This window comes from Mesorhizobium sp. RCAM 05099 (genome assembly GCF_059683685.1).
This window is the reverse complement of sequence record NZ_CM185035.1, coordinates 6,837,790-6,859,109: the sequence shown is the minus strand read 5'-3', so window position 1 is coordinate 6,859,109 and position 21,320 is coordinate 6,837,790. Positions and strand designations below refer to the sequence as shown.

The window sequence follows — 21,320 nt, the reverse complement described above, 5'->3', positions numbered from 1 at the left end:
CCGGCGGTAACGGAAGGAGGCCGACATGGCCGAACGGTCTTTTGCCAAGGAAGTCGAGAAGCTCCGGCTCGGCGCCGGCGAGGAGTTTGCCGGCGAGGGCATTCTCGCCATCACCAAGGCGCTGCTGCAATGCGGCGTCGGCTATGTCGGCGGCTATCAGGGCGCGCCGATCAGCCATTTGATGGATGTGCTGGCCGATGCGCAGGACATTCTGGGCGAGCTCGGCGTGCATTTCGAGGCCAGTGCCTCGGAAGCCACCGCCACCGCCATGCTGGCCGCCTCGGTGCATTACCCGATCCGGGGCGCCGCGACCTTCAAGTCGACCGTCGGCACCAATGTCGCCTCCGATGCGCTGGCCAATCTCGCGTCCGGCGGCGTCACCGGCGGCGCGCTGATCATTGTCGGCGAGGATTACGGCGAAGGCTCTTCGATCATGCAGGAGCGCTCCCATGCCTTCGCCATGAAGAGCCAGGTCTGGCTGCTCGATCCGCGCCCCAATTTGCCGTCGATCGTCAAGGCGGTGGAGGACGGTTTCGAGCTGTCCGAGATTTCCAACACGCCGGTGATGCTGCAGGTCCGCATCCGCTGCTGCCACGTGCATGGCCATTTCATCGCCAAGGACAACAAGCGGCCGCCGATGACGGTGGCCGATGCGCTCGACGCACCGCGCCGCGACACCGGCCGCATCGTGCTGCCGCCTGCTTCCTTCCTGCATGAGAAGGAAAAGGTGCAGAAGCGCTGGCCGGCGGCGGTCGATTTCATCCGCAAGAACAAGATCAACGAATTCTTCGGCTCGGACCACGGCTCGGTCGGCATCGTCATGCAGGGCGGCATGTACAATTCGGTCATCCGCGCGCTTCAGCGGCTCGGCCTCGCCGACACCTATGGCGACACCGACGTGCCGCTCTACGTGCTCAACGCCGTCTATCCCCTGATCGACGACGAGTTCCTGTCCTTCTGCGAGGGCAAGCAGTCGGTGCTCGTCGTCGAGGAGGGCCAGCCCAACTACATCGAACAAGCCTTTGCCTCGATGCTGCACAAGGCCGGGCGCGGCACCGGGCTGGTCGGCAAGGAGCATCTGCCGATGGCCGGCGAATACACCGGCCAGGTCATGCTCGACGGCATCGGCGCTTTCCTGCGCGCCGAGGCGCCGCATCTGCTGCCGGGCGAGGTGCGCGCGCCCAACAAGGTTGGCGACGGCGTCGACACCGCGGACCTGATCAACGTGGTTCCCGGCCGCCCGCCCGGCTTCTGCATCGGCTGCCCGGAGCGGCCGATCTTTGCCGCCACCAAGCTGGTCGAGCAGGAACTCGGCAAGCATCATATCGCCTCCGACATCGGCTGCCATCTGTTCTCGATCATGCCGCCTTTCGAACTCGGCGCCACCACCATGGGCTATGGGCTGGGGCCGGCCTCCGCCTCGGCGTTCAATTCGCCGGACGCCAAGCGCCGTTCGATCTCCTTCGTCGGCGATGGCGGCTTCTGGCACAACGGCCTGACCTCCTCGATCGGCAACGCGGTGTTCAATAAGAACGACGGCGTCATCGTCATCGTCGACAACTTCTACTCGGCGGCGACCGGCGGACAGGACATTCTCTCGTCCCGCGCCGGCAACAAGACCAAGTCGACGAAGCATCCGATCACCGAGGCGGTGAAAGGCATGGGTGTCAAATGGCTGCGCCATGTCGACCGCACCTATGACGTGACCAGGATGCAGGACACTTTGCGCGAGGCGCTGACGACGGACGAGAAGGGACCGAAGGTCATCGTCGCCTCGTCCGAATGCATGCTCAACCGGCAGCGCCGCGAAAAGCCGTTGGTCGACAAGGCGATCAGGGGCGGCGAGCGGGTGGTGAAACCGAAGTTCGGCGTCGACGAGGACATCTGCACCGGCGACCACGCCTGCATGCGGCTGTCCGGCTGCCCCTCGCTTTCGGTGAAGTCGCTCGACGATCCGCTGCGCGACGATCCGGTGGCGCATATCGATCAGAGCTGCGTCGGCTGCGGCAATTGCGGCGAGGTCGCCGATGCAGCGGTGCTCTGCCCGTCCTTCTACCGCGCCGATGTCGTGCACAATCCGAACCGCTGGGACCGCTTCCTCGAAACGGTGCGCCGCGCCACCATCAGCCTGTTGCAGCGCCGCCGCGAAAGCCGGCGCCTGACTTTCGCCGATGCTTGACGCTGTCCCGCCATTTCGCGCCCGGGCCGGCGCTCAGGATGACGAGCGCGTCATCAAGCTTGCCGTGCTGGCTGTGGGCGGCCAGGGCGGCGGGGTGCTGGCCGACTGGATCACCGACGTCGCCGAGCGCAACGGATATGTCGCGCAATCGACCTCAGTCGCCGGCGTCGCCCAGCGCACCGGCGCCACCATCTACTATGTCGAGATGGCCCGCGACACCGGCCGCTTGCCGGTCTTCGCGCTGTCGCCTTCGCAAGGCGACGTCGACATTTTGATCGCGGCGGAGTTGATGGAAGCCGGCCGCGCCATCATCCGCGGCTTCGTCACGCCTGAGCGCACCACGCTGATCGCTTCGTCGCACCGCATCGCCGCCGTGTCGGAAAAGATCGAGCCGGGTGACGGGCGGGCTTCGTCTTCAAAGGTGCATGCGACCGCGGAGGCCGCATCGAAGCGCTTCATCGCCTTCGACATGGAAAAGATCGCCGCCGACAAAGGCTCGATGATCTCGGCCAGCCTGCTTGGCGCGCTGGCGGGGTCCGACGCGCTGCCGTTCACGCGTGAAAGCTACGAGCAGGCGATCGGTGCCGGTGGCCGGGGCGCGAAGGCCAGCCTTGCCGCCTTCGGTGCCGCCTATGACCGCGCGCGTGGCACGGCCGCGCCGGTGCAAAAGCCGAAGGTTGCCGAGCCTGTCCCGGGTGCCGGGCAAGTGAGCGGTCCGCAAAACCTGCTGAAAGGCTGGCAGGCGCTGGAAACGCGTGTCGGTGCGGGGCCGGAACCTCTTCGCGACATGGCGCTTCGCGGCTTGAAGAAAGTCGTCGACTACCAGGACATCGCCTATGGTGGCGAGTATCTCGACCGCCTGGACCGCGCCGTCGCGCTGGACAGCGCCGACCATGCCTATGCGCTGTCGATTGCTGCCGCCAAGCACCTGGCCAACGCCCTGTGCTACGACGACATGATCCGCGTTGCCGACCTGAAGACGCGTTCGACGCGCGACAAACGGGTGCGCCGCGAGGTCGGCGTCAAGCACGGTTCGATCCTGCAGGTGACCGAATATTTCCATCCGCGCATCGAGGAGTTCTGTGGCACGCTCCCGGCAAGCCTGGGCAGCTACATCGAGAACCGGCCGAAGCTCGCCGCGTTTCTCGATCGCCGCATCAACCACGGCCGCCGCATCCGCACCGACAGTTTTGCCGGCTTTGCCGCGCTGTGGTTCATCGGCGGCCTGCGCCGCTGGCGCCGCCGCCTGTTGCGCCACAAGGTCGAGATCGCTCATCTCGACAGCTGGTATGCACTGGCGCTCCGGTACGTCCCGGAAGACTACGCGCTGGCTGTCGAGATCCTCAACTGCCGCCGGCTGATCAAGGGCTACAGCGACACCCATGTCCGCGCCCAGTCGAAATTTGACCGCGTGCTGTCGGCGCTCGATCTGCTCAAGGGCCGCACTGATGCCGCCGACTGGATCCGCCGCCTGCGCGAGATGGCACTGAAGGACGAGAAGGGCGATATGCTCGACGGCGCGCTGAAGACGGTGGCGACGCTCAACGACAACGCAGCCCGCTAACGAACGTCGTGCCGCTCTTCAGCCGTCACGCGACGAGGTCCCGCATCGGCCTCACCGCTGCGGACTGTGGAAACACCTTGTCATGCTGGCCTGGATGGCGGGCGTGCTGTCCAGCAAGCCGGGGGTCGGCGCGGTGGCCGGCCCCCACGCGTTCCTACCAGCGATGCCAGCGGTGCCAGTGACGGTGCGGATGCCAGACATAGAAGGCCGGCCCATGCCGATAGTGGTGACGAGGGTAGACCACCACACGGTTGGGGACGCAGCGTCCCCAGGGATTGGGATGCCATCCAGGCCCGCAGCCCCAGGCGACATGCTCGACCAGCCCCGGGGCGGCAGAGGCGAGCGGCGCCATCGGCATCGCCGAGGATGCCGCAACCGTCGCAACGGCTCCGGTCACCGCAAGAGCTGCGGCGATCGCGTATTTTGTCAGACGATTCATGTCATACTCCGAGTGTTTCCGAGGTTGAAAACCTGTTCGAACCACATGGGTCCGGCAGGTCTGCCCTTCCCCCGGTTAAACGGTGTCGTCGGCATTTTCCGTCGGTCGTCACGGTGATTTTTTTGGCGTGGCGGACGGTTGCGGGCCGCCGCGCCGCAGCAGTCCCTCCGCCAGCACACGACGACCCTCGGCTGAGCCAGCCGCCGCGAACTCGACGATGCGCTGTTCCAGCCGCGTGCGGACGGTGACGTCGGCATTGCGGGCACGCTCCAGCGCCGCCGACAGGGCGGTCGTGTCCAGAACCGGCTGTTGCAGCAGGTCCGCTGCTTCCCGCCTGGCCTGCTGGCCGTCGAGAATGACCTGGCGCGAGTCGCGGCGAACTTCGCGCAGGGCCTTGCGGAATGCCGTGCGATCCTGCTCGGGAAGACGACCGCCGGCCGTCTCCAGGGAATGGGCATGGCCCGACTTGCCGCTTCGTATCCAGATGGCACCGCCGGCAAGCGCCCCAGCCAGGAAGACGTTGAGCACCACCGACGCGATGATGTTGCGGCTCATGCTCATAGGTCTTCCCCGACCGTGTCGCCGTCGGGTCCCGCATCGCCGAACGCCGTCGCGTTGGTATCAAGAACATAGTGATCGGGCTGGGCCTCGGGCGTGACGATGGTCACCAGGGCCAATCCGGCAACGGCGCCGGCCAGACCAATGCCGGCAAGAACCAGCCCCATCCGCCAGAGCAGCTGACGCCGGCGCTGAACGAGATGCCGGCCGGCGGCCCGCAGGATGCTGCCGTGCAAGGCCTTGCCGGGCGCTTCGACGGCATAGCTGTCAAGCTGCGCGTCAAGTTTTCCGGCGTGCCTCAAGATGGCCTCGCCCGTCTCGCTGGGGGCAAAGATCGCGCCTGCCATCCGTTCGGCCTCCGGCCATCGCCGCAAGTCACCGCCATAGGCCGCAGCCAGGGCCGCAAAGCGCTTGGCATCCATTGCCGGTTCGTCCTCTGTGTCTTCAGCCATCTGTTTTCCCCTTGCCCGTTGGCGCCGCGTCCCCGTGCGGTGTTGGAACGGCAGCAACCGACCACCAGGCAGCGGCCGCAAGGCGGGATGAATGCTCCGCGGCCATGGTCACCCGGTTCTCATCCATCGGCGCCATCCCCGGCCAGGATGACCTGCAGCGACCGCCGGCCGCGCGAAAGCAGGCTCTCCAGGGCGTCGACGCTGATCCGCAAGGTCGCTGCCGCCTCCATGTTGGACATCTCCTGATAGTAGACCAGGATGATCGCCTCGCGCTGGCGCGGCGCTATGCCTTGCAGTGCCCGTTCGACCCGCTGCGCGTCTTCCCGCGGATGGGCATCGGGAAGCGCTGCGGGATCGGCCACGTCCGGCACATCGTCGGTTACCCATTCGCGCCTGCGGCGCAGCCGGTCGTAGCAGAGGTTCAGCGTCACCCGGTGGACCCAGGTGTCGAAACGCGCATTGCCACGCCGCCACCCCGAGGCATGGCGCCAGATCCGCACGAAGGCTTCCTGCGCGACATCCTCGGCCTCGGCTGCATCGCCGAGCATGCGCACGGCCAGCGCCAGGATGCGCGGCAGCTTGCGCGCGACCAGGCTTTTCACGGCTGCCGGGTCGCCGGCGCCGACACGGCGAACCAGCTCCTCGTCCGGATCGGCGCTCATCAGTTGGCGCACTCCTGATGGTCATCGCGCGTCATTGCCCCTTGGTCATTGCTCCTGTTTGGGAGCGGTTTTATGGCCTGGCATTTCGTCGGCCGTCAGAACGCCGTCGGCATTCTTGTCCAGCCTGGCAAAGCGCTTGGCGAAGAACGCATCGAGTTCGGCGCGGTCGATGAAGCCGTCATGGTTGGAATCGATACGGGCGAAGGATTTACCGGGGTCGCCCTTGGCGGTGCGTTTGGCCTGGAAGGCCGTCCATTCCGCCAGGCTGATCTTGCCGTCGCCGTCGGTGTCGGCCGCCAGGATCGCCTTCTCGCGCCGCTTCTGGAATTTGGCCAGCGTGATCTCGGACCTTGCCGGAGCAGCCGGTGCGGCAGCCGGCGGCGTCGGTGCGGCAGTCGGCGGAGTGGGCGCGGTGGCCGGTGGCGTCGGGGCAGGGAGCTGTGTCGTTGTCTGGGCGAGAGCCGCAACGGTCTGCAGGCTCAAGGCAGCGGCAAGTATCGAACGGCGGATCATGCTTTGCGTCTCCGGTTGGCGCGGTACCGACGGCTTGTGCCGCAGTCACGCTTCGACCGTTAAACGCCGCGACGAGAGAAATCCGTCGGTCGCGCCTGCAAATCCGTTCAAGCGGCTGGACGCGGCTTCCGCGTGGGTTCCGCCAGCCGCCGCGATGGCGCGTCAAACCCGGTATCTCGCCGCCGCCCTCAGCGAAGCCGTGTCGGCCTGTGGCCTAGTCTGATTGGTCGGCCACTACCAGCTGCTCGGGCTTGAACGCGGCGTGTTGCGGGGTCCACACCTCGCCCTCGCGATTGAACCAATGGCACAGATACATGCCCGAGGCGGCGCCATCGCTCACCGTCATCCTGGGGCCCCCGGACTTCAGCTTGACGATGTCTCCGGTCCTGAAACTGTTGGACATTTTCGACCTCCCATTCTGAGTCTCCAAGTTTCACACCAAACCTGGGTCTCGACAATGGTGGATGACCTTCGCCGGCATCGCGATCCTTTGCTCCAGCAGCGGCGGGAGTGCCCGATGCGGCACGCGACGAGATGACAGGAATGGAGGGGAAATGGTGCCGCTTGCGTGACTCGAACACGCGACCCCCGCATTACGAATGCGGTGCTCTACCAACTGAGCTAAAGCGGCCCCGGGAAGCCAAGCCTCCAAGATGGGCTGGGTGATAGACTCAACCGGCCGCGAATTCAAGATGCGACTTGGCATTTCATGCGGCGTGTCGTATCGCCGCCGAAAGCCGCTCACGCACCCTTCGCCAATTGGTTGCGAAGGGATGGCTCGACAGGATCGATGTCGCCATGCGCGGGAAAATAGATGAAACATGCTGATTTCGTTATCGGAACACTGCCGGAATGGACTTTGCACACCTCGACAAGGCAGAATGCGCCGCTCGCCCGTTGATTGATTGGTCGCCTGCGGCTAACGATCATGGCAAGGTTGGCAAACGTGCAAAGGGACCCGCTTGGACGCGATCGAAAAAGCGATCCGGAACGCCTTGGAGAAGGGCAATGCCGAGGACCGCGCGTTCCGCGAAAAGGTCTATCGATCGGCTTTCGCCGCGCTCGACCGCGCGCTCCAGGCCAATCCTGGTGTAACAGTTGAAGTCGCCATCAATCGCCGCAAGTCGATACAGGCGAAAATCACCGAAATCGAATCCGAGTACCTGCCGGCGGTGCCGGATGTCACGCCGCGGGGCGAAGCCCCGGCGGTCGAGCTTGCGGCCGATGCGGCACCCACGGTTGAGAATGGCCAGGCGGCGCCATCGCCCGTTGTCCACGGACCCGTGCAATCCGGCTCCGATGCGCCGCACTCGCGCGTGCTGCCGGTCGTTCCCGACATCATGCCCGATCCGGTTCTTCCCGGCGCGCCGGCCATCGACATGTCGGCCCCGGCCTCGGCGCAAGCCGCGGCCGAAGTGGCGCCCGATCGCGATGAACGGCGCATAAGGGGGCGTCGCCTGCCGCTGACCGCCATCTTCCTCGGCGTGACGCTGCTTGCCGCAATTGGCATCGGCCTGTTCTTCGCCATGCAGACCGGCGTGTTCAAGACGCCGGCACAACTCGACACCGCGCCGCCGCAAGCACCGCCGACAGTCGAGGACGACGATTTCACGCCGGCCGATGGCGAAACCGGACCGGCAAAGCCGGGTGCGGCGGACCAGTCGCGTGACTGGATCAACGTGTTCTCGCCGACCGACCCGACGCATGTCAGCGCCCCGTCGGATGCCAAGGCCGAGGTGATGAAGGACGACACCGGGTCGTTCCTGCGCATCCAGTCCGGCGCCTCCGGTTCGGCGATCAGCTTCGATGTCGGGCAAGGCGTGCTGGAGAAGCTCGCCGGCAAGCATGCCGTGTTCGACATCATCGCCCGTTCCGAAGAAGGCAAGGAGACGCAGATGTCCGTCGACTGCAACTTCGGCGAACTCGGCGACTGCGGCCGCAAGCGCTATGCGGTCGGCCAGCAGCAGAACGAATATCTGTTCGACGTGAAGTTTCCCGATAAGCACCCGGGCTCGGCCGGCACGATCGCCATCAATTCCGACTTCGACAAGCAGGGCAAGGCAGCGGACATCTACGAGATCCGCGTCTCGGTCGAGCCGTAAGCAGGACGAAGTGGCCTAGCGATCGAGCAGCGCCTGCAGCGTCTCGATGCGGTCCGCCTCGTTGGCTGGCTTGTCCCAGCGCAGCCGTGAAATGCGGGGGAAGCGCATGGCGACGCCGGATTTATGTCGGGTCGAGCGGTTGAGCCCCTCGAAGGCGACTTCGAGCACCAGGCCGTTGTCGCGGTCGGCCCGCACCGAGCGCACCGGTCCGAAGCGTTCGATGGTGTTGTCGCGGACATATTTGTCGATCTGCTTCAGCTCCTCGTCGGTGAAGCCGAAATAGGCCTTGCCGACCGGCACCAGTTCCTCCTCGCCTTCCCCGCCGGACCAGACGCCGAACGTATAGTCCGAGTAGAAGCTCGAGCGCTTGCCGTGACCGCGTTGGGCGTACATCAGCACCGCATCCACCGTGTGCGGATCGCGTTTCCACTTGAACCAGGGACCTTTCGGCCGACCGGCGACATAAGGTGAGTCCCAGCGCTTCAACATCACGCCTTCGATGACCGGATGCGGCGGCGCCCGCCGCAGGTCCCCCAGCGCTTTCCAGTCCTCGAATTGGACGAACGGCGAAAGATCGAAGCGGCTCGGATCGAGCGTCTGCACGAAGGTTTCGAGACGGCCGCGCCGCTCGCGAAACGGCAAGGCGCGCAAATCCTCGTCGCCGATCTGCAGCAAATCGTAGCAGCGCATGAATGCCGGGTATTGCTGCTGCATCTTGGCGGTCACTGTCTTGCGGTTCAGCCGCTGCTGCAGATCCGAGAAGGTTCCCGTCGCCTCCCGGGGATCGCCGACCAGCAGTTCGCCGTCTAGGACGGCGGAAAAATGCATGGCGTCGGCGAGGTCTGGAAAGGCGCCGGAGACATCGTCGCCGGTGCGCGAATAGAGCCTTCGACTGCCGCCTTCGGCTGCCGCCTGGACACGGATGCCATCCCATTTCCACTCGGCCGCATAGTCCGCGGGGTCAAGCTTTTCGAGATCGCCATCGCCGACCGGGTTCGACAGCATCACCGGTTTGAACAGCGCCATCGCCGTGCTTTGTGGTTTTTCGGCCTTGCCTTCCAGCCACGCGAACAGTGCCGTGTAAGGCGGCGACAGCCCGTGCCAGAGCTCCTCGATCTCGGCGACATCGACCTTGCCGAAATCCGCCAGAGCCTGTTTGGCAAGCCGCGCCGATACGCCGATACGCAGCCCCCCGGTGACCAGCTTGATGATGGCAAAGCGCGCCGAGATGCCGGCGCTGTCGAGCAGCCCGGCCAGCACCTTCGGCCCATCGGAGCGGCTTGCCGCCTGCAGTTTCGCCACGACCTCGCCAAGCGTCGGTTCACGGTTCGGAATATGTCCGGGCGATTGCGGCCAGACCAGCGACACCGTTTCGGCGAGATCGCCGACATAGTCGTAGGAATAGCCGAACAGCACCGGGTCCATGCGTTCGGTGACCAAGGCCCGCAGCATCGCCGGCTTGACCGCGGCTATGTTGAGGTCACCGGTGATGGCGGCCAGCGCCAGGCCGCGGTCGGGATCCTCGACGCTGCGGAAATAGTCGGTCAGCAAGGTCAGCTTGCCGTTGCGCGACGGCGTCAGCACGAGGCGGTCGAGAAGCTCGGCGAAGCGGTTCATGCCATCAATCGCCCTCGTCCTCATAGCCGACAAGGTGCAGTGGCCGGGCGGCTATGCCTTCGAGCTCGCACCAGCGCACCAGCGCTTCCTCGCGGCCATGCGTCACCCAGATCTCCTCGGCTCCGGTCTCCTTGATGGTGCCGGTCAGCTCGTCCCAGTCGGCGTGGTCCGATATGATCAGCGGCAGTTCGACGCCGCCTTGCTTGGCGCGCTGGCGGATGCGCATCCAGCCCGACGCGAAGCACGAGATCGGATCGGGAAAGCGCCGCGCCCAGCGGTCGGCGAAGGCCGATGGCGGGCCAACGACGATGGCGCCCGCGAAATCTTGCTTGCCGCCCTCCACCGTTGCCGGTGCGAGCGTCCCGAGGTCGATGCCCTGGCCCTGGTAGTACTCGCTGAGTTTCGCCAGCGCGCCATGGATGTAGATCGGCCTGTCGTAGCCGGCGTCGCGCAACAGCCGCATCACCCGCTGCGCCTTCCCCAACGCATAGGCGCCGACCAGATGCGAGCGCTCGGGAAACTGCGCCGCCGACTTCAGCAGGCGGCCGATCTCCTCGGTGTCGGGCGGATGGCGGAACACCGGCAGGCCGAAGGTTGCCTCGGTGATGAACACGTCGCACTGGATCGGCTCGAATGGCCGGCACGTCGCGTCCTTCTGCCGCTTGTAGTCGCCGGAAGCGACGATGCGCGTGCCCTGGTGCTCGACGGCGATCTGCGCCGAGCCCAGCACATGACCGGCCGGATGGAAGCTGACGCCGACGCCGTCGAGGACAATCGTCTCGCCGAGCCGCGCCGCTTGCGTCGTCTCGGCAAAGTGCTCGCCATAGCGCAGGCCCATGATGTCGAGCGTCTGCTGCGTCGCCAGCACCGAGCGGTGGCCGGAACGCGCATGATCGGAATGGCCGTGCGTGATCAGCGCCCGGTTCACCGGCCGCACCGGGTCGATGAAGAAATCGCCCGGCGGGCAATAGAGGCCCTCGGGCCGGGGGTGAAGCAGGTCGCTGGCGCGCATGTTTCTCCAAGATAGGATATAATTCCGCCACGGGAAGCCTGTTGTCAGAGACTGCTGACTCCCGCATACAGCATCGCCGGCTGCATTTGCCGACAGGACCCATCGCCATGAAACCGCTACAGGCCTCGTCCGGCGACTTGAACGCCGATCGCCGCGCCGATTATGCCGAGATGCTTTGTGCGGACGGCGATCATGCGGCGGCGGCCGAATTGCTGCTCGGCGCGCTGGAACTGACGCCGCAATGGGCGATGGGCTGGTTTCGCCTCGGTGAAATGCAGCAGGCGGCGGGTGCGCCGGATCTGGCTGCGCAGGCATGGACGATGTCGCTGCAACTCGATCCGACGGATCGTCAGGGCGCCGCATTGAACCTGCAATTGATCGGCAAGGCGCCGGCCGCCGACGCGCTCCCCAGTGCCTTCGTCGAGACGCTGTTCGACCACTACGCGGAAAGCTTCGATGAATCACTGGTCGAGAAGCTGGGTTACCGGCTGCCGCAGTTGCTCGATCAGGCCATCCGGACGGCAAGGCCGGGCCGCTTCCCGCTGGCGCTCGACCTTGGCTGCGGCACCGGCCTGATGGGGCAAAGGCTGCGGCCCATCGCCGATCGCCTGGAGGGCTACGACATTTCGGCCAGGATGCTGAAGCAGGCGCGGGCCAAGGGTGTCTACGATTTCCTTGGCAAGGCCGATTTGCGGGATTTTTCCTATGCCGGCCCGAAAGCCGAACTCGTGACGGTGGCCGATGTCTTCATCTATGTCGGCGCGCTGGACGGCGTGGTGAAGACGGTTGGCGGCTTGCTGACCGGGGATGGCCTGTTCGCCTTTTCCGTCGAGAGGCTGGCCGGCAATGGCGATTTCGTGTTGCTGCCATCGCGTCGCTACGCACATTCGGAACATCATGTGCGTGAAGTCCTGGCTGCCAACGGGTTTTCGGTCCTGTCGCTGGAAACAACCGTGATCCGGCAGGATCGGCGGGAACCGGTCGGGGGGCTGGTCGTTGTGGCGGGCAGGCTGCCAGCAGGTTGAATGCCAATCCTGTTTCGTCGCCCTCGCGGACATCGGTGCTGCGAAAAAGTCTGATTTGCGTGCGCGACTGATATTTGCGATCTGGTCGCATCAGGGCGGGATATCAGGAGGAGCATATCAGATGCGCTGGAACATGATTGTCTTGGCATCTTGCCTGGCGACCGCCGGCTGCGTGGGCAATTCGATGTCCGAGAGGCAGGACGCCAATATACAGTCCTCCCTGCAGTATGACAGCGTCCCGTGCGACCAGTTGCTCGCGCAGCGCAACGGATTGGCGCAGCAATACCATCTGTCGACGGAAGCCAAGCCGACATTCTCCAACCCGGCGATGGGCTTTGGCCCGTTCACGCCTGACATGCGCTCCAAGGCCAAGCGCGATGCCGACCAGGCCACCGGCGAGATCGATGCCATGAACCGGTCGATCGACCGCCGCGACTGCGGCCACCCGGACAAGCAGAAGAAGTTGGCCCTGCCGGGTTAAGGATCCGAAAGTGGAATCCGGTTTTCGGACGCGGCGTTCTAATACCCCGCTTTGCGGTCCACCAGATTGACGAGCTTTTCGCCCCGTTCGAAGGCATCCATCTGGCGCAGCATGATCGGCGCCAGGTGGACAGGGTCGGAGGTCGCGGCCGTGTGCGGCGTCACGAACACCTTGGGATGGCTCCACAACGGACTGGTCTTTGGCAGCGGTTCGACCTCGAACACGTCCAGACTCGCTTCCTTCAGCGTGCCGTCATCCAGCGCCCGCAAAATGTCGGCGTCCTTCTGCAGGCGCCCGCGTCCGGCATTGATCAGCACCGAGCCGCCAAGACCGTTGCGTTTCCTCAACTCCTTCAGCACCCCGTAGTTGATGATGCCACGGGTGTCTGGCGTCAGGGGCAGCAGAACGACCAGGATATCGGTCGCCTTGAGGAAAGGGATCAATCCGGCCTCGCCGGAATAGGTCGCAACCCCGTCCATCGGTCGGTCGCTGCGCGACCAGCCATTGACGGCAAAGCCGAGCGACAAAAGCACCGAGGCTGCGGCGCGGCCGAGATTGCCGAGCCCCATGATGCCGACGGAAATGTCGCCGGCCGGCCTCTGCTGTGGCTCATGCCAGATTTTCTTCGGCTGCTGCGACCGGTAGAGCAGACCCTGGCGATGGTGATCGAGCACCCGCCAGACGACATACTCGGTCATGTACTGGGTAAGGTTGTCGGCGACGACCTTGACGATCGGCACATCGGGCAGGCCGGGATCGGCGAAGATATGGTCGACGCCGGCACCGATCGAGAAGATGGCGCGCAGATTGGGCAGCGATGCCAGAATGTTCGGCTTCTGCTTCCACACCACGGCATAGGTGATCGAGGGGTCTTTGGCGCCATCCGGCTCCAGCACCACCTCGCGTTCCGCCGACAACAGTTCGCGCCAGCGCTGCGGATGAAAGCCGGTGACGGCAAGCAGGATACGGCCTTTTTCCATCGCGATCTTCTAGTCCCTCTTTACGCAAATCACTGGCTGACGATGCCGACAGGGGCCGTCTCTATCTTGAAGGCGGCCGAGATCAACGCCCGAGTATAGTCGGTTTGCGGATTTCCAAAAATCTGCTCGGAAGGACCGGCTTCGACGATCTTGCCGTTGCGCATGACGATGACGTCGTTGGCCAGCGCCCGGATGACCTTGAGGTCGTGGCTGATGAAGAGATAGGCGAGGTCGTGCTTGGCCTGCAGGCTGCGCAACAGGTCGACGACCTGCGCCTGCACGCTCATGTCGAGCGCCGACGTCGGCTCGTCCAGCATGACGAAGCGTGGGTTGAGCACCATGGCGCGCGCGATGGCGACACGCTGGCGCTGGCCACCGGAAAACTCGTGCGGATAGCGGTTGCGTGTCGCCGGATCGAGGCCGACCTCGTTCAGCACGGCGGCCACTTTGTCGTCGCGCTGGTCGGACGACAGCTTCGGTTCGTGGATCTTCAGGCCTTCCTCGATGATCTCGGCGATCGACATGCGCGGGCTGAGCGAGCCGAACGGGTCCTGGAAGACGATCTGCAGCTCGCGCCTGAGCGGCCGCATGGCATTGAACGATAATTGGTTGATGTCGTGCCCGTTGAACTGGATGGTCCCGGTCGATGAGATCATGCGCGCCAGCGCCAGGCCGAGCGTCGTCTTGCCCGAGCCGGACTCGCCGACCACCCCAAGCGTCTGGCCGGCACGCACGGTGACGTCGATACCGTCGACCGCCTTCACATTGTCGACGGTGCGGCGGAAGAAGCCCTGCTTGATCGGGAACCAGACCTTGATGTCCTTGCCCGTCATCACCGGCTTGGCGGCGGCATTGGCCGCCGGCGGCTTGCCCTTCGGCTCCGCCGCCAGCAGATGCCGCGTATAGGCGTGCTGCGGATTGGCGAAGATCTCCTTGGTCGGTCCGGTCTCGACGATCTTGCCCTTGGTCATCACGCACACCCGGTCGGCAATCTTGCGCACGATGCCGAGATCATGGGTGATGAACAGCATCGACATGCCCTTGCGGCTTTTCAAGCCGGCCAGCAGTTCGAGGATCTGTGCCTGCACGGTGACGTCGAGCGCCGTCGTCGGCTCGTCGGCGATCAGCAGTTCGGGTTCGTTAGCCAGTGCCATGGCGATCATGACGCGCTGGCGCTGACCGCCGGACAGCTGGTGCGGATAGGCATCGAGCCGCTTCTGCGGATCGCGAATGCCGACCTCGTTGAGCAGTTCCAGCGTACGCGCCTTGGCCGGGCGGTCGGCCATGCCTTGATGCAGCTTCAGGATCTCGACGATCTGATGCTCGATCGTGTGCAGCGGGTTGAGCGAGGTCATCGGCTCCTGGAAGATCATGGTGATCTTGTTGCCGCGCACCTGCCGCAACTGCTTCTCGCTCATGGCAAGCAGGTCAGCGCCCCGGAACAGGATCTTTCCCGAGGGGTGGCTGGCGCTCGGATAGGGCAAGAGCTTCAGCACCGACAGTGCCGATACCGATTTGCCGGAGCCGGATTCGCCGACGAGCGCCACTGTCTCGCCCTTGGCGATGTCGAAGGAGATGTGGTCGACCGCCATCGACTGGTCGCCGCCCTGGCCGAAGGCGACGCTGAGGTCTTGGACGCTGAGCAGGGGAGCCTCGCTCATCGGAACGTCTTGCGCGGATCGAAGGCGTCGCGCGTCGCCTCGCCGACGAAGACCAGCAGCGACAGCATCAGCGAAATGACGACGAAACCGGAAATGCCGAGCCACGGCGCGTTGAGGTTGCGCTGCGCCTGCTTGAGCAGCTCGCCGAGCGAGGCGGAGCCGGGCGGCAGGCCAAAGCCGAGATAGTCGAGCGAGGTCAGCGTCGAGATCGAGCCGCTGAGCAGGAACGGCAGGAAGGTCAATGTCGCCACCATGGCGTTGGGCAGGAGGTGCCGGAACATGATGGTGAGGTTGGGCACGCCGAGCGCCCGGGCCGCGTTGACATATTCGAAGTTGCGGGCGCGCAGGAACTCGGCCCGCACCACGCCGACCAGCGCCACCCAGGAGAACAGAAGCATCAGTCCGAGCAGGATGAAGAAGCCCGGCGGCAGGATGGCGGCGACGATGAGCAGGAGATAGAGCACCGGGATCGCCGACCAGATTTCGATGAAGCGCTGGAACAGCAGATCGGTCCAGCCGCCGAAATAGCCTTGCACGGCGCCGGCCGCGACGCCGATCAAAGCCGAGCCGGCGGTCAGGATCAGGCCGAACAGCACCGAAATGCGGAAGCCGTAGATGACACGCGCCAGCACGTCGCGCGCTTGGTCGTCGGTGCCAAGCCAGTTCCAGTTGCCGACGATGCAGGCCGGGTCGGCTGCGCCTTGCGGGTACTGGTTGCAGCGTGTCTTGGCGTCGTACTCCCAGGACGGCCTGGCCGGTGCGGCTTCCGGAATGGCGTTGTTGACGGTCTGGTAGGAGTAGCGCACCGGCGGCCAGATCATCCAGCCATTGGCGTTGATCTCGTCCTGGATCACCGGGTCGCGGTAGTCGGTGACGGCATAGAAGCCGCCGAACTTTTCCTCGGGGTAGGCGACCAGCACCGGGAACAGGATCTCGCCCTTGTAGGAAGCGATGATCGGTTTGTCGTTGGCGATGAATTCGGCAAACAGCGACAGCACGAACAGGACGAGGAATATCCACAGCGACCAGAAACCGCGCCGGTTGGCTTTGAAGTTCTGCAGGCGGCGCTTGTTGAGCGGCGACAGGAACGGCCGCTTGATCCGTGCGGGTGCCGTCTCCGCGGTGGCGCTGGCCTCCGACATCAGACGTCTCTCCGCTCGAAATCGATGCGCGGATCGACCCAGGTGTAGAGCAGGTCGGACAGCAATCCGACGAACAGGCCGAGAAGCGAGAAGATGTAGAGATTGGCGAACACCACGGGATAGTCGCGTTCGACCACCGACCTAAAACCGAGCAGGCCGAGGCCATCGAGCGAAAAGATGTTCTCGATCAGCAGCGAACCGGTGAAGAAGGCCGAGATGAAGGCGCCCGGAAAGCCGGCGATAACGATCAGCATGGCGTTGCGGAAGACATGGCCGTAGAGCACCTGCCGTTCCGACAGGCCCTTGGCGCGCGCCGTCACCACATACTGCTTGCGGATCTCTTCCAGGAACGAGTTCTTGGTCAACAGCGTGGTGGTGGCGAAGGCCGACAGCACCAGCGCCGTCAGCGGCAAGGTCATGTGCCAGAAATAGTCGACGATCTTGCCCCACCAGGACAGCTGGTCCCAATTGTCGGAGGTCAGGCCGCGCAGCGGAAACCAGTCCCAGAAGGACCCGCCGGCAAACAGCACCATCAGCATGATGCCGAACAGGAAGCCTGGAATGGCATAGCCGACAATGACAACGCCGCTGGTCCAGACGTCGAAGGGCGTGCCGTCCTTGACCGCCTTGCGGATGCCGAGCGGGATCGAGATCATGTAGGAGAGAAGCGTGATCCACAGCCCGATCGAAATCGACACCGGCATTTTTTCCAGGATTAGGTCGAGCACCGAGATATCGCGGAAATAGCTGTCGCCGAAATCGAAGCGGGCGTAGTTCCACAGCATCATGCCGAAGCGCTCGAGCGGCGGCTTGTCGAAGCCGAACTGCTTTTCCAGCTTCTTGATGAATTCCGGATCGAGGCCCTGCGCGCCGCGATATTTCGAACCGACGTCGCCGGCGACGTCCAAATTGCCGCCGCCCACGTCGCCACCGCCGCCGCCAAGGCGATCGCTGCCGCCCTGGTTGGTCAGCTTGGCGATGACCTGCTCGACCGGACCGCCAGGCGCGAACTGGATGACGGCGAAGGATATCGCCATGATGCCGAACAGGGTCGGGATCATCAAAAGGATGCGGCGCAGGATATAGGCGCCCATCAGGCTTTCTGCCCTCGTTGGACTGATATCTCAGCCTTTGCCAATTTTTGCCGCCTTGCCCTTATCGAACCACCACAGCGCCTCGACCGGAAAGCCGAAATCGGGCTTCTGTTCGGGAAAGCCGAACATGTCCCAATAGGCGCTTCGGTGATTCGCCAGGAACCAACTAGGAATCCAATCGCGCCGCGCGCGCAAGACCCGGTCAAGCGCCCGCATCGCCACGGTCAGGGTTTCACGATCCTTTGCCGCGCCCACGGCATCGATCAGCGTATCGATCGCGGGGTCCGCCACGCCCGGCAAATTTCGGGAGCCGGAGACGTTGGCGGTGCTCGAGTGGAAGAAGACTTCGATATCGTCGCGCGTCGGCGTCGCGCTGAACGAGAAGGCGGCCGACAGCAGATCGAAGTCGAACGTCGCTTGTCTGGACTGATATTGCGCCGAATCCACCAGCCGGATGGTGGCGTCGATGCCGATCGCCTTCATGTTCGCGACCCAGGGCGAATAGATCTGCACGAAGGTATCGTCATCGACCATGAACTCGGCCGAAAGCCTGCTGCCCTTGTCGTTGACGACAAAGTCGCCCGACCGTTTCCAGCCCGCGGCGCCCAGAAGCTTTGCCGCCTTGCCAAGCAGTTTGCGGTCGCGGCCGGAGCCGTCGGATGCGGGCTGCGTCACAGCCTCGCCGAAGACTTCCGCCGGAAGCTGGCTGCGCAGCGGCTCCAGCAGGGCCAGTTCTTCCGGAGAAGGCGGCCCTTCGGCGCGGAAGGCCGATTTCTCGAAGCAGGATTGCGAGCGTTCGTAGGAGCCGTAGAAGAAATTGCGCCGCGTCCATTCGAAGTCGAAGCACAGTGCGATCGCCTGCCGCACCCGGGCGTCGCGAAACTGCTCGCGTCGTTGATTGACCGCGGTCCCCTGCATGGCGGGCTTCTTTTCAGCCGGAAATTCGTGCTTGACCACTTTGCCGGCCGTCAGTGCGGGGAAGTCGTAGGCGGTGGCCCAGACGCGCGAGGTGAATTCTTCGCGATAGGTGATCTCGCCCTTCTTGAAGGCTTCGAAACCGGCCGTGCGATTCTGATAGAACTCGATGCGGATGATGTCGAAATTGTTCAGGCCACGATTGACCGGGAGGTCGCGTCCCCAATAGTCCGCCACACGCTCATACTCGATCCATGCGCCGGCCGAGAAGCTCCCGACCTTGTAGGCACCCGAGCCAAGCGGCGGGTTCAGTTGCGAACTGTCGAACGGGTTTGCCGTGTAGAAAGCCCTCGACAGGATCGGGAACTGCACGATGTTGAGAACGGTGCGGGCGGATTGCTTGCCGGAAAAAGTCAGCCGCAGCGTGCGGTCGTCCACGGCGACGGCGTCGACCATATGCGTGAGCGACAGCGACAGGTCGGGGTGACCCTTGTCCTTGTATAGCTTGAAGGTGAAAGCGGCGTCTTGTGCCGTCAGCGGCGTGCCGTCGTGGAAGCGGGCCTGCGAGCGAAGCGAGAAGGTGAAGCCGTTGCGGTCGTCCGACAGCGTCACGCCGTCGGCGATCTCGCCATAGACGGCGTCCGGCTCATCGAGCGCTGATACCATCAGCGCATCGAAACACATCTCCATGCGCGGCGGCGCGTCGCCTTTGTTGGCGAAGGAATTCAGCGTGTTGAAGGTCTGCGTGTCCTGGTTGTAGCCCCAGTTCGGTGGCGCGAAATTGAATATGCCGCCAGTCGGTGCGTCGACATTGACATAGTCGAAATGTGTGAAATCCGGTTTGTATTTGAGGTCGCCGAAGGCAGACAGGCCGTGCAGCTTGGTGCCGGTCGCGATGTTGGCGAAGGCCCGGCCGGGCAAAAGAGCGGCGGCCGCGGCAGCGCCGCCCAATGCCAGGAAATCGCGGCGAGGCAGGACCGCCATCAATTGCTACCCCTGTACTTGGCCGCCAGCGCCTTCTCCTTGTCGAGGTCGATCCACCAGGAGTCGATATCGGCGCCGACATAAGCAGGTTGCTTGTCGGGGAAGCCGAACTTGTTCCAATAGGCCAGCCAGACCGCGGACCGGTGATATTGTGGCACGACGTAGAAGTTCCACAGCAGAACGCGGTCGAGCGCGTGGGTGGCAGCGACAAGGTCATCACGGTCGGTGGCGAAGATGATGCGGTCGACCAGTGCGTCGACGATCGGGTCCTTGATGCCCATCAGATTGCGCGAACCAGGCGCGTCGGCGGCCTTCGAGCTCCAGAAATCGCGTTGCTCATTGCCGGGCGAATCCGATTGGCCGAACAGGCCCGTGACGACATCGAAATCGAAATTGTTGACGCGGTTGATATACTGGGTCTGGTCGATGATGCGCAAAGTGGCGGCGATTCCGATCTTGCGCAGATTGGCGATGTAGGGACTGGCGATCACCTGGTCCGTGTCGTTCCAGCCGAGGATCTCGAACTTCAATGGCTCGCCGGTCTTGGCATTGACCATCTTGCCACCTTTGATGACCCAGCCGGCCTTGGCTAAGAGATCGACCGCCTGCTTGAGGTACTTCCGTTCCGCTTGTGGCGAATCGTAGACGGGCAGCTTGAATTCCTGGGTGAAGAGTTCGGGCGGCAGCTTGTCGCGAAACCTTTCCAGGATCTCCAGTTCCTTGCCTTGCGGCAATCCGCTCGATGCCAGGTTCGTGCCCTGGAAATAGCTGGATGTGCGGGTGTTGAAGCCGAAGAACAGGGTGCGGTTCATGCTCTCGAAATCGAACGGGATGGTGAGCGCCTCCCGCACCAGGCGATCCTGGAACAGCGGCCGACGCTGGTTGAGGACGAAGCCCTGCATCGGTTCTGGCGACTGGGTCTGGAAGTCCTTCTTGATGACGTCGCCAGTCTGGAATGCCGGGAAATTATAGGCGGTCGCCCATTTGCGCGAGCTGTACTCCCGGTGGATGTCTTCCAGCCCACCCTTGGTGAAGGCCAGCCAGGCGGCATTGTCATCGAGGATATAGGTATAGCGCCGCCTGTCGAAATTCTCGCGACCGATCTTTACCGGCAGCTTGGCCGCCCAGTAGTCCGGCACGCGTTGCCAGATGATTTCCGAGCCTGGCTTGAAGCTGGCGATCTTGTAGGCGGCCGAGCCAAGCGGAATTTCCAGTGTCGGCTTGGTGACGTCGCGCTTTTTGCCGCTGGCATCGGTGCCCTCCCACCAGTGTTTCGGCAGCACGGCGAGATCGCCGATGATCTTGGGCAGTTCGCGGTTGCCCTTCTGGCTGAAATGGAACTCGACCTCGCGGTCGGAGACGGCCACCGCGTCGGTGACATTCTCGAAATAGCGGCTGTATTGCGGGCTGTTGGCCTTCAGCACCTGGAACGACCAGATCACGTCATCGACGGTGATCGGCTGGCCGTCGTGCCATTTCGCGCGCGGGTCGAGCCGGTAGGTCGCCGAGGAATAGTCGGCCGGATACTTGTAGGCATCGGCGATCAGCGGATGGCTGGTGCTGCCTTCGTCGGTGGCCTGCTCCATCAGCGTGTCGTAGAGCAGGCCACCGCCGAATCCGACAAGGCCCGCCGCCGGCGATCCCTGGACGACATAGGGGTTGAAGCTGTCGAAGGTACCGAGCACCACCGAATTCAGCGTGCCGCCCTTTGGCGCATCAGGGTTGACGTAGTCGTAGTGCTGGAAATTGTCGCCGTATTTGGACTCGCCGATCAGCGATGAGGTGGTGCGCCATTCGTCGGCACGGGTGGTCTGCAATCCCGCCCCCAGAAGGGCTGCCGCCAGCAACGACTTGAGAAGCGTTCGGCCAACCGTCATGCACTATCCTCTTCGCGATGCCTGTCCTGGATCAGTCCAGAAAGGCAATCTAGATGATTTGGC

19 protein-coding genes and 1 tRNA gene are annotated in these 21,320 nt (G+C 64.1%); 5 read left to right on the top strand and 15 right to left on the bottom strand.

Going from position 1 to position 21,320, the window contains the following annotated elements:
• The first annotated feature begins 25 nt into the window (after positions 1 to 25).
• Together AC56QQ_RS33955 and AC56QQ_RS33950 are read left to right on the top strand one after the other, a co-directional pair.
• Positions 26 to 2,179 (top strand): thiamine pyrophosphate-dependent enzyme, encoded by a 2,154-nt coding sequence (locus tag AC56QQ_RS33955; protein ID WP_497124911.1) that lies wholly within the window; start codon positions 26 to 28, stop codon positions 2,177 to 2,179.
• Complete coding sequence (locus AC56QQ_RS33950) at positions 2,172 to 3,743, top strand: indolepyruvate oxidoreductase subunit beta family protein (protein WP_489859228.1); 1,572 nt, start codon at positions 2,172 to 2,174, stop codon at positions 3,741 to 3,743. The genes AC56QQ_RS33955 and AC56QQ_RS33950 overlap by 8 nt, the downstream gene beginning before the upstream one ends.
• A 154-nt stretch (positions 3,744 to 3,897) precedes the next feature.
• Here AC56QQ_RS33950 and AC56QQ_RS33945 read toward each other — a convergent pair whose 3' ends face one another.
• The 7 genes from AC56QQ_RS33945 to AC56QQ_RS33915 form a co-directional block, all read right to left on the bottom strand.
• A complete protein-coding gene (locus tag AC56QQ_RS33945) occupies positions 3,898 to 4,182 on the bottom strand; it encodes a GCG_CRPN prefix-to-repeats domain-containing protein (protein WP_489859229.1) in 285 nt (94 codons plus the stop codon).
• A 108-nt stretch (positions 4,183 to 4,290) separates the two neighbouring features.
• Entirely contained in the window at positions 4,291 to 4,743 is a 453-nt protein-coding gene (locus tag AC56QQ_RS33940) for a periplasmic heavy metal sensor (RefSeq protein ID WP_497124910.1), read from the bottom strand.
• Complete coding sequence (locus AC56QQ_RS33935) at positions 4,740 to 5,192, bottom strand: hypothetical protein (protein ID WP_497124909.1); 453 nt, start codon at positions 5,190 to 5,192, stop codon at positions 4,740 to 4,742. Before AC56QQ_RS33935 ends, AC56QQ_RS33940 begins: the two co-directional genes overlap by 4 nt.
• 119 nt (positions 5,193 to 5,311) lie before the next feature.
• Positions 5,312 to 5,854, bottom strand: coding sequence for an RNA polymerase sigma factor (locus tag AC56QQ_RS33930; protein WP_497124908.1), 543 nt, complete (start codon positions 5,852 to 5,854; stop codon positions 5,312 to 5,314).
• 45 nt (positions 5,855 to 5,899) lie between these two features.
• Positions 5,900 to 6,367, bottom strand: a complete 468-nt coding sequence (locus AC56QQ_RS33925; RefSeq protein WP_497124907.1) for an EF-hand domain-containing protein — start codon at positions 6,365 to 6,367, stop codon at positions 5,900 to 5,902.
• Between the two features lie 214 nt (positions 6,368 to 6,581).
• Entirely contained in the window at positions 6,582 to 6,770 is a 189-nt protein-coding gene (locus tag AC56QQ_RS33920) for a YodC family protein (protein ID WP_489859234.1), read from the bottom strand.
• Positions 6,771 to 6,922: 152 nt separating this feature from the next.
• Positions 6,923 to 6,998 (bottom strand) — tRNA-Thr (locus tag AC56QQ_RS33915).
• Positions 6,999 to 7,329: 331 nt separating this feature from the next.
• Here AC56QQ_RS33915 and AC56QQ_RS33910 point away from each other — a divergent pair.
• Positions 7,330 to 8,469 (top strand): hypothetical protein, encoded by a 1,140-nt coding sequence (locus tag AC56QQ_RS33910; RefSeq protein ID WP_497124906.1) that lies wholly within the window; start codon positions 7,330 to 7,332, stop codon positions 8,467 to 8,469.
• Between the two features lie 15 nt (positions 8,470 to 8,484).
• On the opposite strand, the gene AC56QQ_RS33905 is transcribed toward AC56QQ_RS33910, so the two are convergent.
• Together AC56QQ_RS33905 and AC56QQ_RS33900 are read right to left on the bottom strand one after the other, a co-directional pair.
• A complete protein-coding gene (locus tag AC56QQ_RS33905; protein ID WP_497124904.1) occupies positions 8,485 to 10,086 on the bottom strand; it encodes a cisplatin damage response ATP-dependent DNA ligase in 1,602 nt (533 codons plus the stop codon).
• A 4-nt stretch (positions 10,087 to 10,090) separates the two neighbouring features.
• Entirely contained in the window at positions 10,091 to 11,098 is a 1,008-nt protein-coding gene (locus AC56QQ_RS33900; protein ID WP_497124903.1) for a ligase-associated DNA damage response exonuclease, read from the bottom strand.
• A gap of 107 nt (positions 11,099 to 11,205) precedes the next feature.
• Between AC56QQ_RS33900 and AC56QQ_RS33895 the strand changes: the two genes are divergently transcribed.
• Both AC56QQ_RS33895 and AC56QQ_RS33890 read left to right on the top strand, forming a co-directional pair.
• Entirely contained in the window at positions 11,206 to 12,123 is a 918-nt protein-coding gene (locus AC56QQ_RS33895; RefSeq protein WP_497124902.1) for a class I SAM-dependent DNA methyltransferase, read from the top strand.
• 184 nt (positions 12,124 to 12,307) lie between these two features.
• Positions 12,308 to 12,604, top strand: a complete 297-nt coding sequence (locus tag AC56QQ_RS33890; RefSeq protein WP_497124901.1) for a hypothetical protein — start codon at positions 12,308 to 12,310, stop codon at positions 12,602 to 12,604.
• A gap of 38 nt (positions 12,605 to 12,642) precedes the next feature.
• Here AC56QQ_RS33890 and AC56QQ_RS33885 read toward each other — a convergent pair whose 3' ends face one another.
• Genes AC56QQ_RS33885 through AC56QQ_RS33860 form a run of 6 tightly spaced genes read right to left on the bottom strand, consistent with a single transcriptional unit; the run spans position 12,643 to position 21,257 of the window.
• Positions 12,643 to 13,584, bottom strand: a complete 942-nt coding sequence (locus AC56QQ_RS33885; protein ID WP_489859240.1) for a 2-hydroxyacid dehydrogenase — start codon at positions 13,582 to 13,584, stop codon at positions 12,643 to 12,645.
• A gap of 29 nt (positions 13,585 to 13,613) precedes the next feature.
• Entirely contained in the window at positions 13,614 to 15,245 is a 1,632-nt protein-coding gene (locus AC56QQ_RS33880; RefSeq protein ID WP_497124900.1) for an ABC transporter ATP-binding protein, read from the bottom strand.
• On the bottom strand, positions 15,242 to 16,387 hold the full coding sequence (locus AC56QQ_RS33875; protein ID WP_489859242.1) for an ABC transporter permease: 1,146 nt from the start codon (positions 16,385 to 16,387) through the stop codon (positions 15,242 to 15,244). The genes AC56QQ_RS33880 and AC56QQ_RS33875 overlap by 4 nt, the downstream gene beginning before the upstream one ends.
• The gene (locus AC56QQ_RS33870) at positions 16,387 to 17,481 is read right to left on the bottom strand and encodes a microcin C ABC transporter permease YejB (protein WP_489859243.1); all 1,095 of its coding nucleotides are present in this window, start codon (positions 17,479 to 17,481) and stop codon (positions 16,387 to 16,389) included. The genes AC56QQ_RS33875 and AC56QQ_RS33870 overlap by 1 nt, the downstream gene beginning before the upstream one ends.
• Before the next feature lie 30 nt (positions 17,482 to 17,511).
• Positions 17,512 to 19,380 carry an extracellular solute-binding protein gene (locus AC56QQ_RS33865; RefSeq protein WP_497124899.1) on the bottom strand — a complete coding sequence of 623 codons (1,869 nt, stop codon included), beginning with the start codon at positions 19,378 to 19,380 and terminating at the stop codon, positions 17,512 to 17,514.
• On the bottom strand, positions 19,380 to 21,257 hold the full coding sequence (locus tag AC56QQ_RS33860) for an extracellular solute-binding protein (protein ID WP_497124898.1): 1,878 nt from the start codon (positions 21,255 to 21,257) through the stop codon (positions 19,380 to 19,382). Before AC56QQ_RS33860 ends, AC56QQ_RS33865 begins: the two co-directional genes overlap by 1 nt.
• Between the last annotated feature and the right edge of the window lie 63 nt (positions 21,258 to 21,320).

Excerpts from the sequence above, each read along its gene's own strand:
- AC56QQ_RS33885 (WP_489859240.1), bottom strand. The coding sequence starts at position 13,584 with ATGGAAAAAGGCCGTATCCTGCTTGCCGTCACCGGCTTTCATCCGCAG.
- AC56QQ_RS33945 (WP_489859229.1), bottom strand. The coding sequence starts at position 4,182 with ATGAATCGTCTGACAAAATACGCGATCGCCGCAGCTCTTGCGGTGACC.
- AC56QQ_RS33925 (WP_497124907.1), bottom strand. The coding sequence starts at position 6,367 with ATGATCCGCCGTTCGATACTTGCCGCTGCCTTGAGCCTGCAGACCGTT.
- AC56QQ_RS33930 (WP_497124908.1), bottom strand. The coding sequence starts at position 5,854 with ATGAGCGCCGATCCGGACGAGGAGCTGGTTCGCCGTGTCGGCGCCGGC.
- AC56QQ_RS33890 (WP_497124901.1), top strand. The coding sequence starts at position 12,308 with ATGTCCGAGAGGCAGGACGCCAATATACAGTCCTCCCTGCAGTATGAC.
- AC56QQ_RS33905 (WP_497124904.1), bottom strand. The coding sequence starts at position 10,086 with ATGAACCGCTTCGCCGAGCTTCTCGACCGCCTCGTGCTGACGCCGTCG.
- AC56QQ_RS33920 (WP_489859234.1), bottom strand. The coding sequence starts at position 6,770 with ATGTCCAACAGTTTCAGGACCGGAGACATCGTCAAGCTGAAGTCCGGG.
- AC56QQ_RS33955 (WP_497124911.1), top strand. The coding sequence starts at position 26 with ATGGCCGAACGGTCTTTTGCCAAGGAAGTCGAGAAGCTCCGGCTCGGC.
- AC56QQ_RS33900 (WP_497124903.1), bottom strand. The coding sequence starts at position 11,098 with ATGCGCGCCAGCGACCTGCTTCACCCCCGGCCCGAGGGCCTCTATTGC.
- AC56QQ_RS33870 (WP_489859243.1), bottom strand. The coding sequence starts at position 17,481 with ATGGGCGCCTATATCCTGCGCCGCATCCTTTTGATGATCCCGACCCTG.
- AC56QQ_RS33950 (WP_489859228.1), top strand. The coding sequence starts at position 2,172 with ATGCTTGACGCTGTCCCGCCATTTCGCGCCCGGGCCGGCGCTCAGGAT.
- AC56QQ_RS33940 (WP_497124910.1), bottom strand. The coding sequence starts at position 4,743 with ATGAGCATGAGCCGCAACATCATCGCGTCGGTGGTGCTCAACGTCTTC.
- AC56QQ_RS33895 (WP_497124902.1), top strand. The coding sequence starts at position 11,206 with ATGAAACCGCTACAGGCCTCGTCCGGCGACTTGAACGCCGATCGCCGC.
- AC56QQ_RS33875 (WP_489859242.1), bottom strand. The coding sequence starts at position 16,387 with ATGTCGGAGGCCAGCGCCACCGCGGAGACGGCACCCGCACGGATCAAG.
- AC56QQ_RS33935 (WP_497124909.1), bottom strand. The coding sequence starts at position 5,192 with ATGGCTGAAGACACAGAGGACGAACCGGCAATGGATGCCAAGCGCTTT.
- AC56QQ_RS33860 (WP_497124898.1), bottom strand. The coding sequence starts at position 21,257 with ATGACGGTTGGCCGAACGCTTCTCAAGTCGTTGCTGGCGGCAGCCCTT.
- AC56QQ_RS33880 (WP_497124900.1), bottom strand. The coding sequence starts at position 15,245 with ATGAGCGAGGCTCCCCTGCTCAGCGTCCAAGACCTCAGCGTCGCCTTC.
- AC56QQ_RS33865 (WP_497124899.1), bottom strand. The coding sequence starts at position 19,380 with ATGGCGGTCCTGCCTCGCCGCGATTTCCTGGCATTGGGCGGCGCTGCC.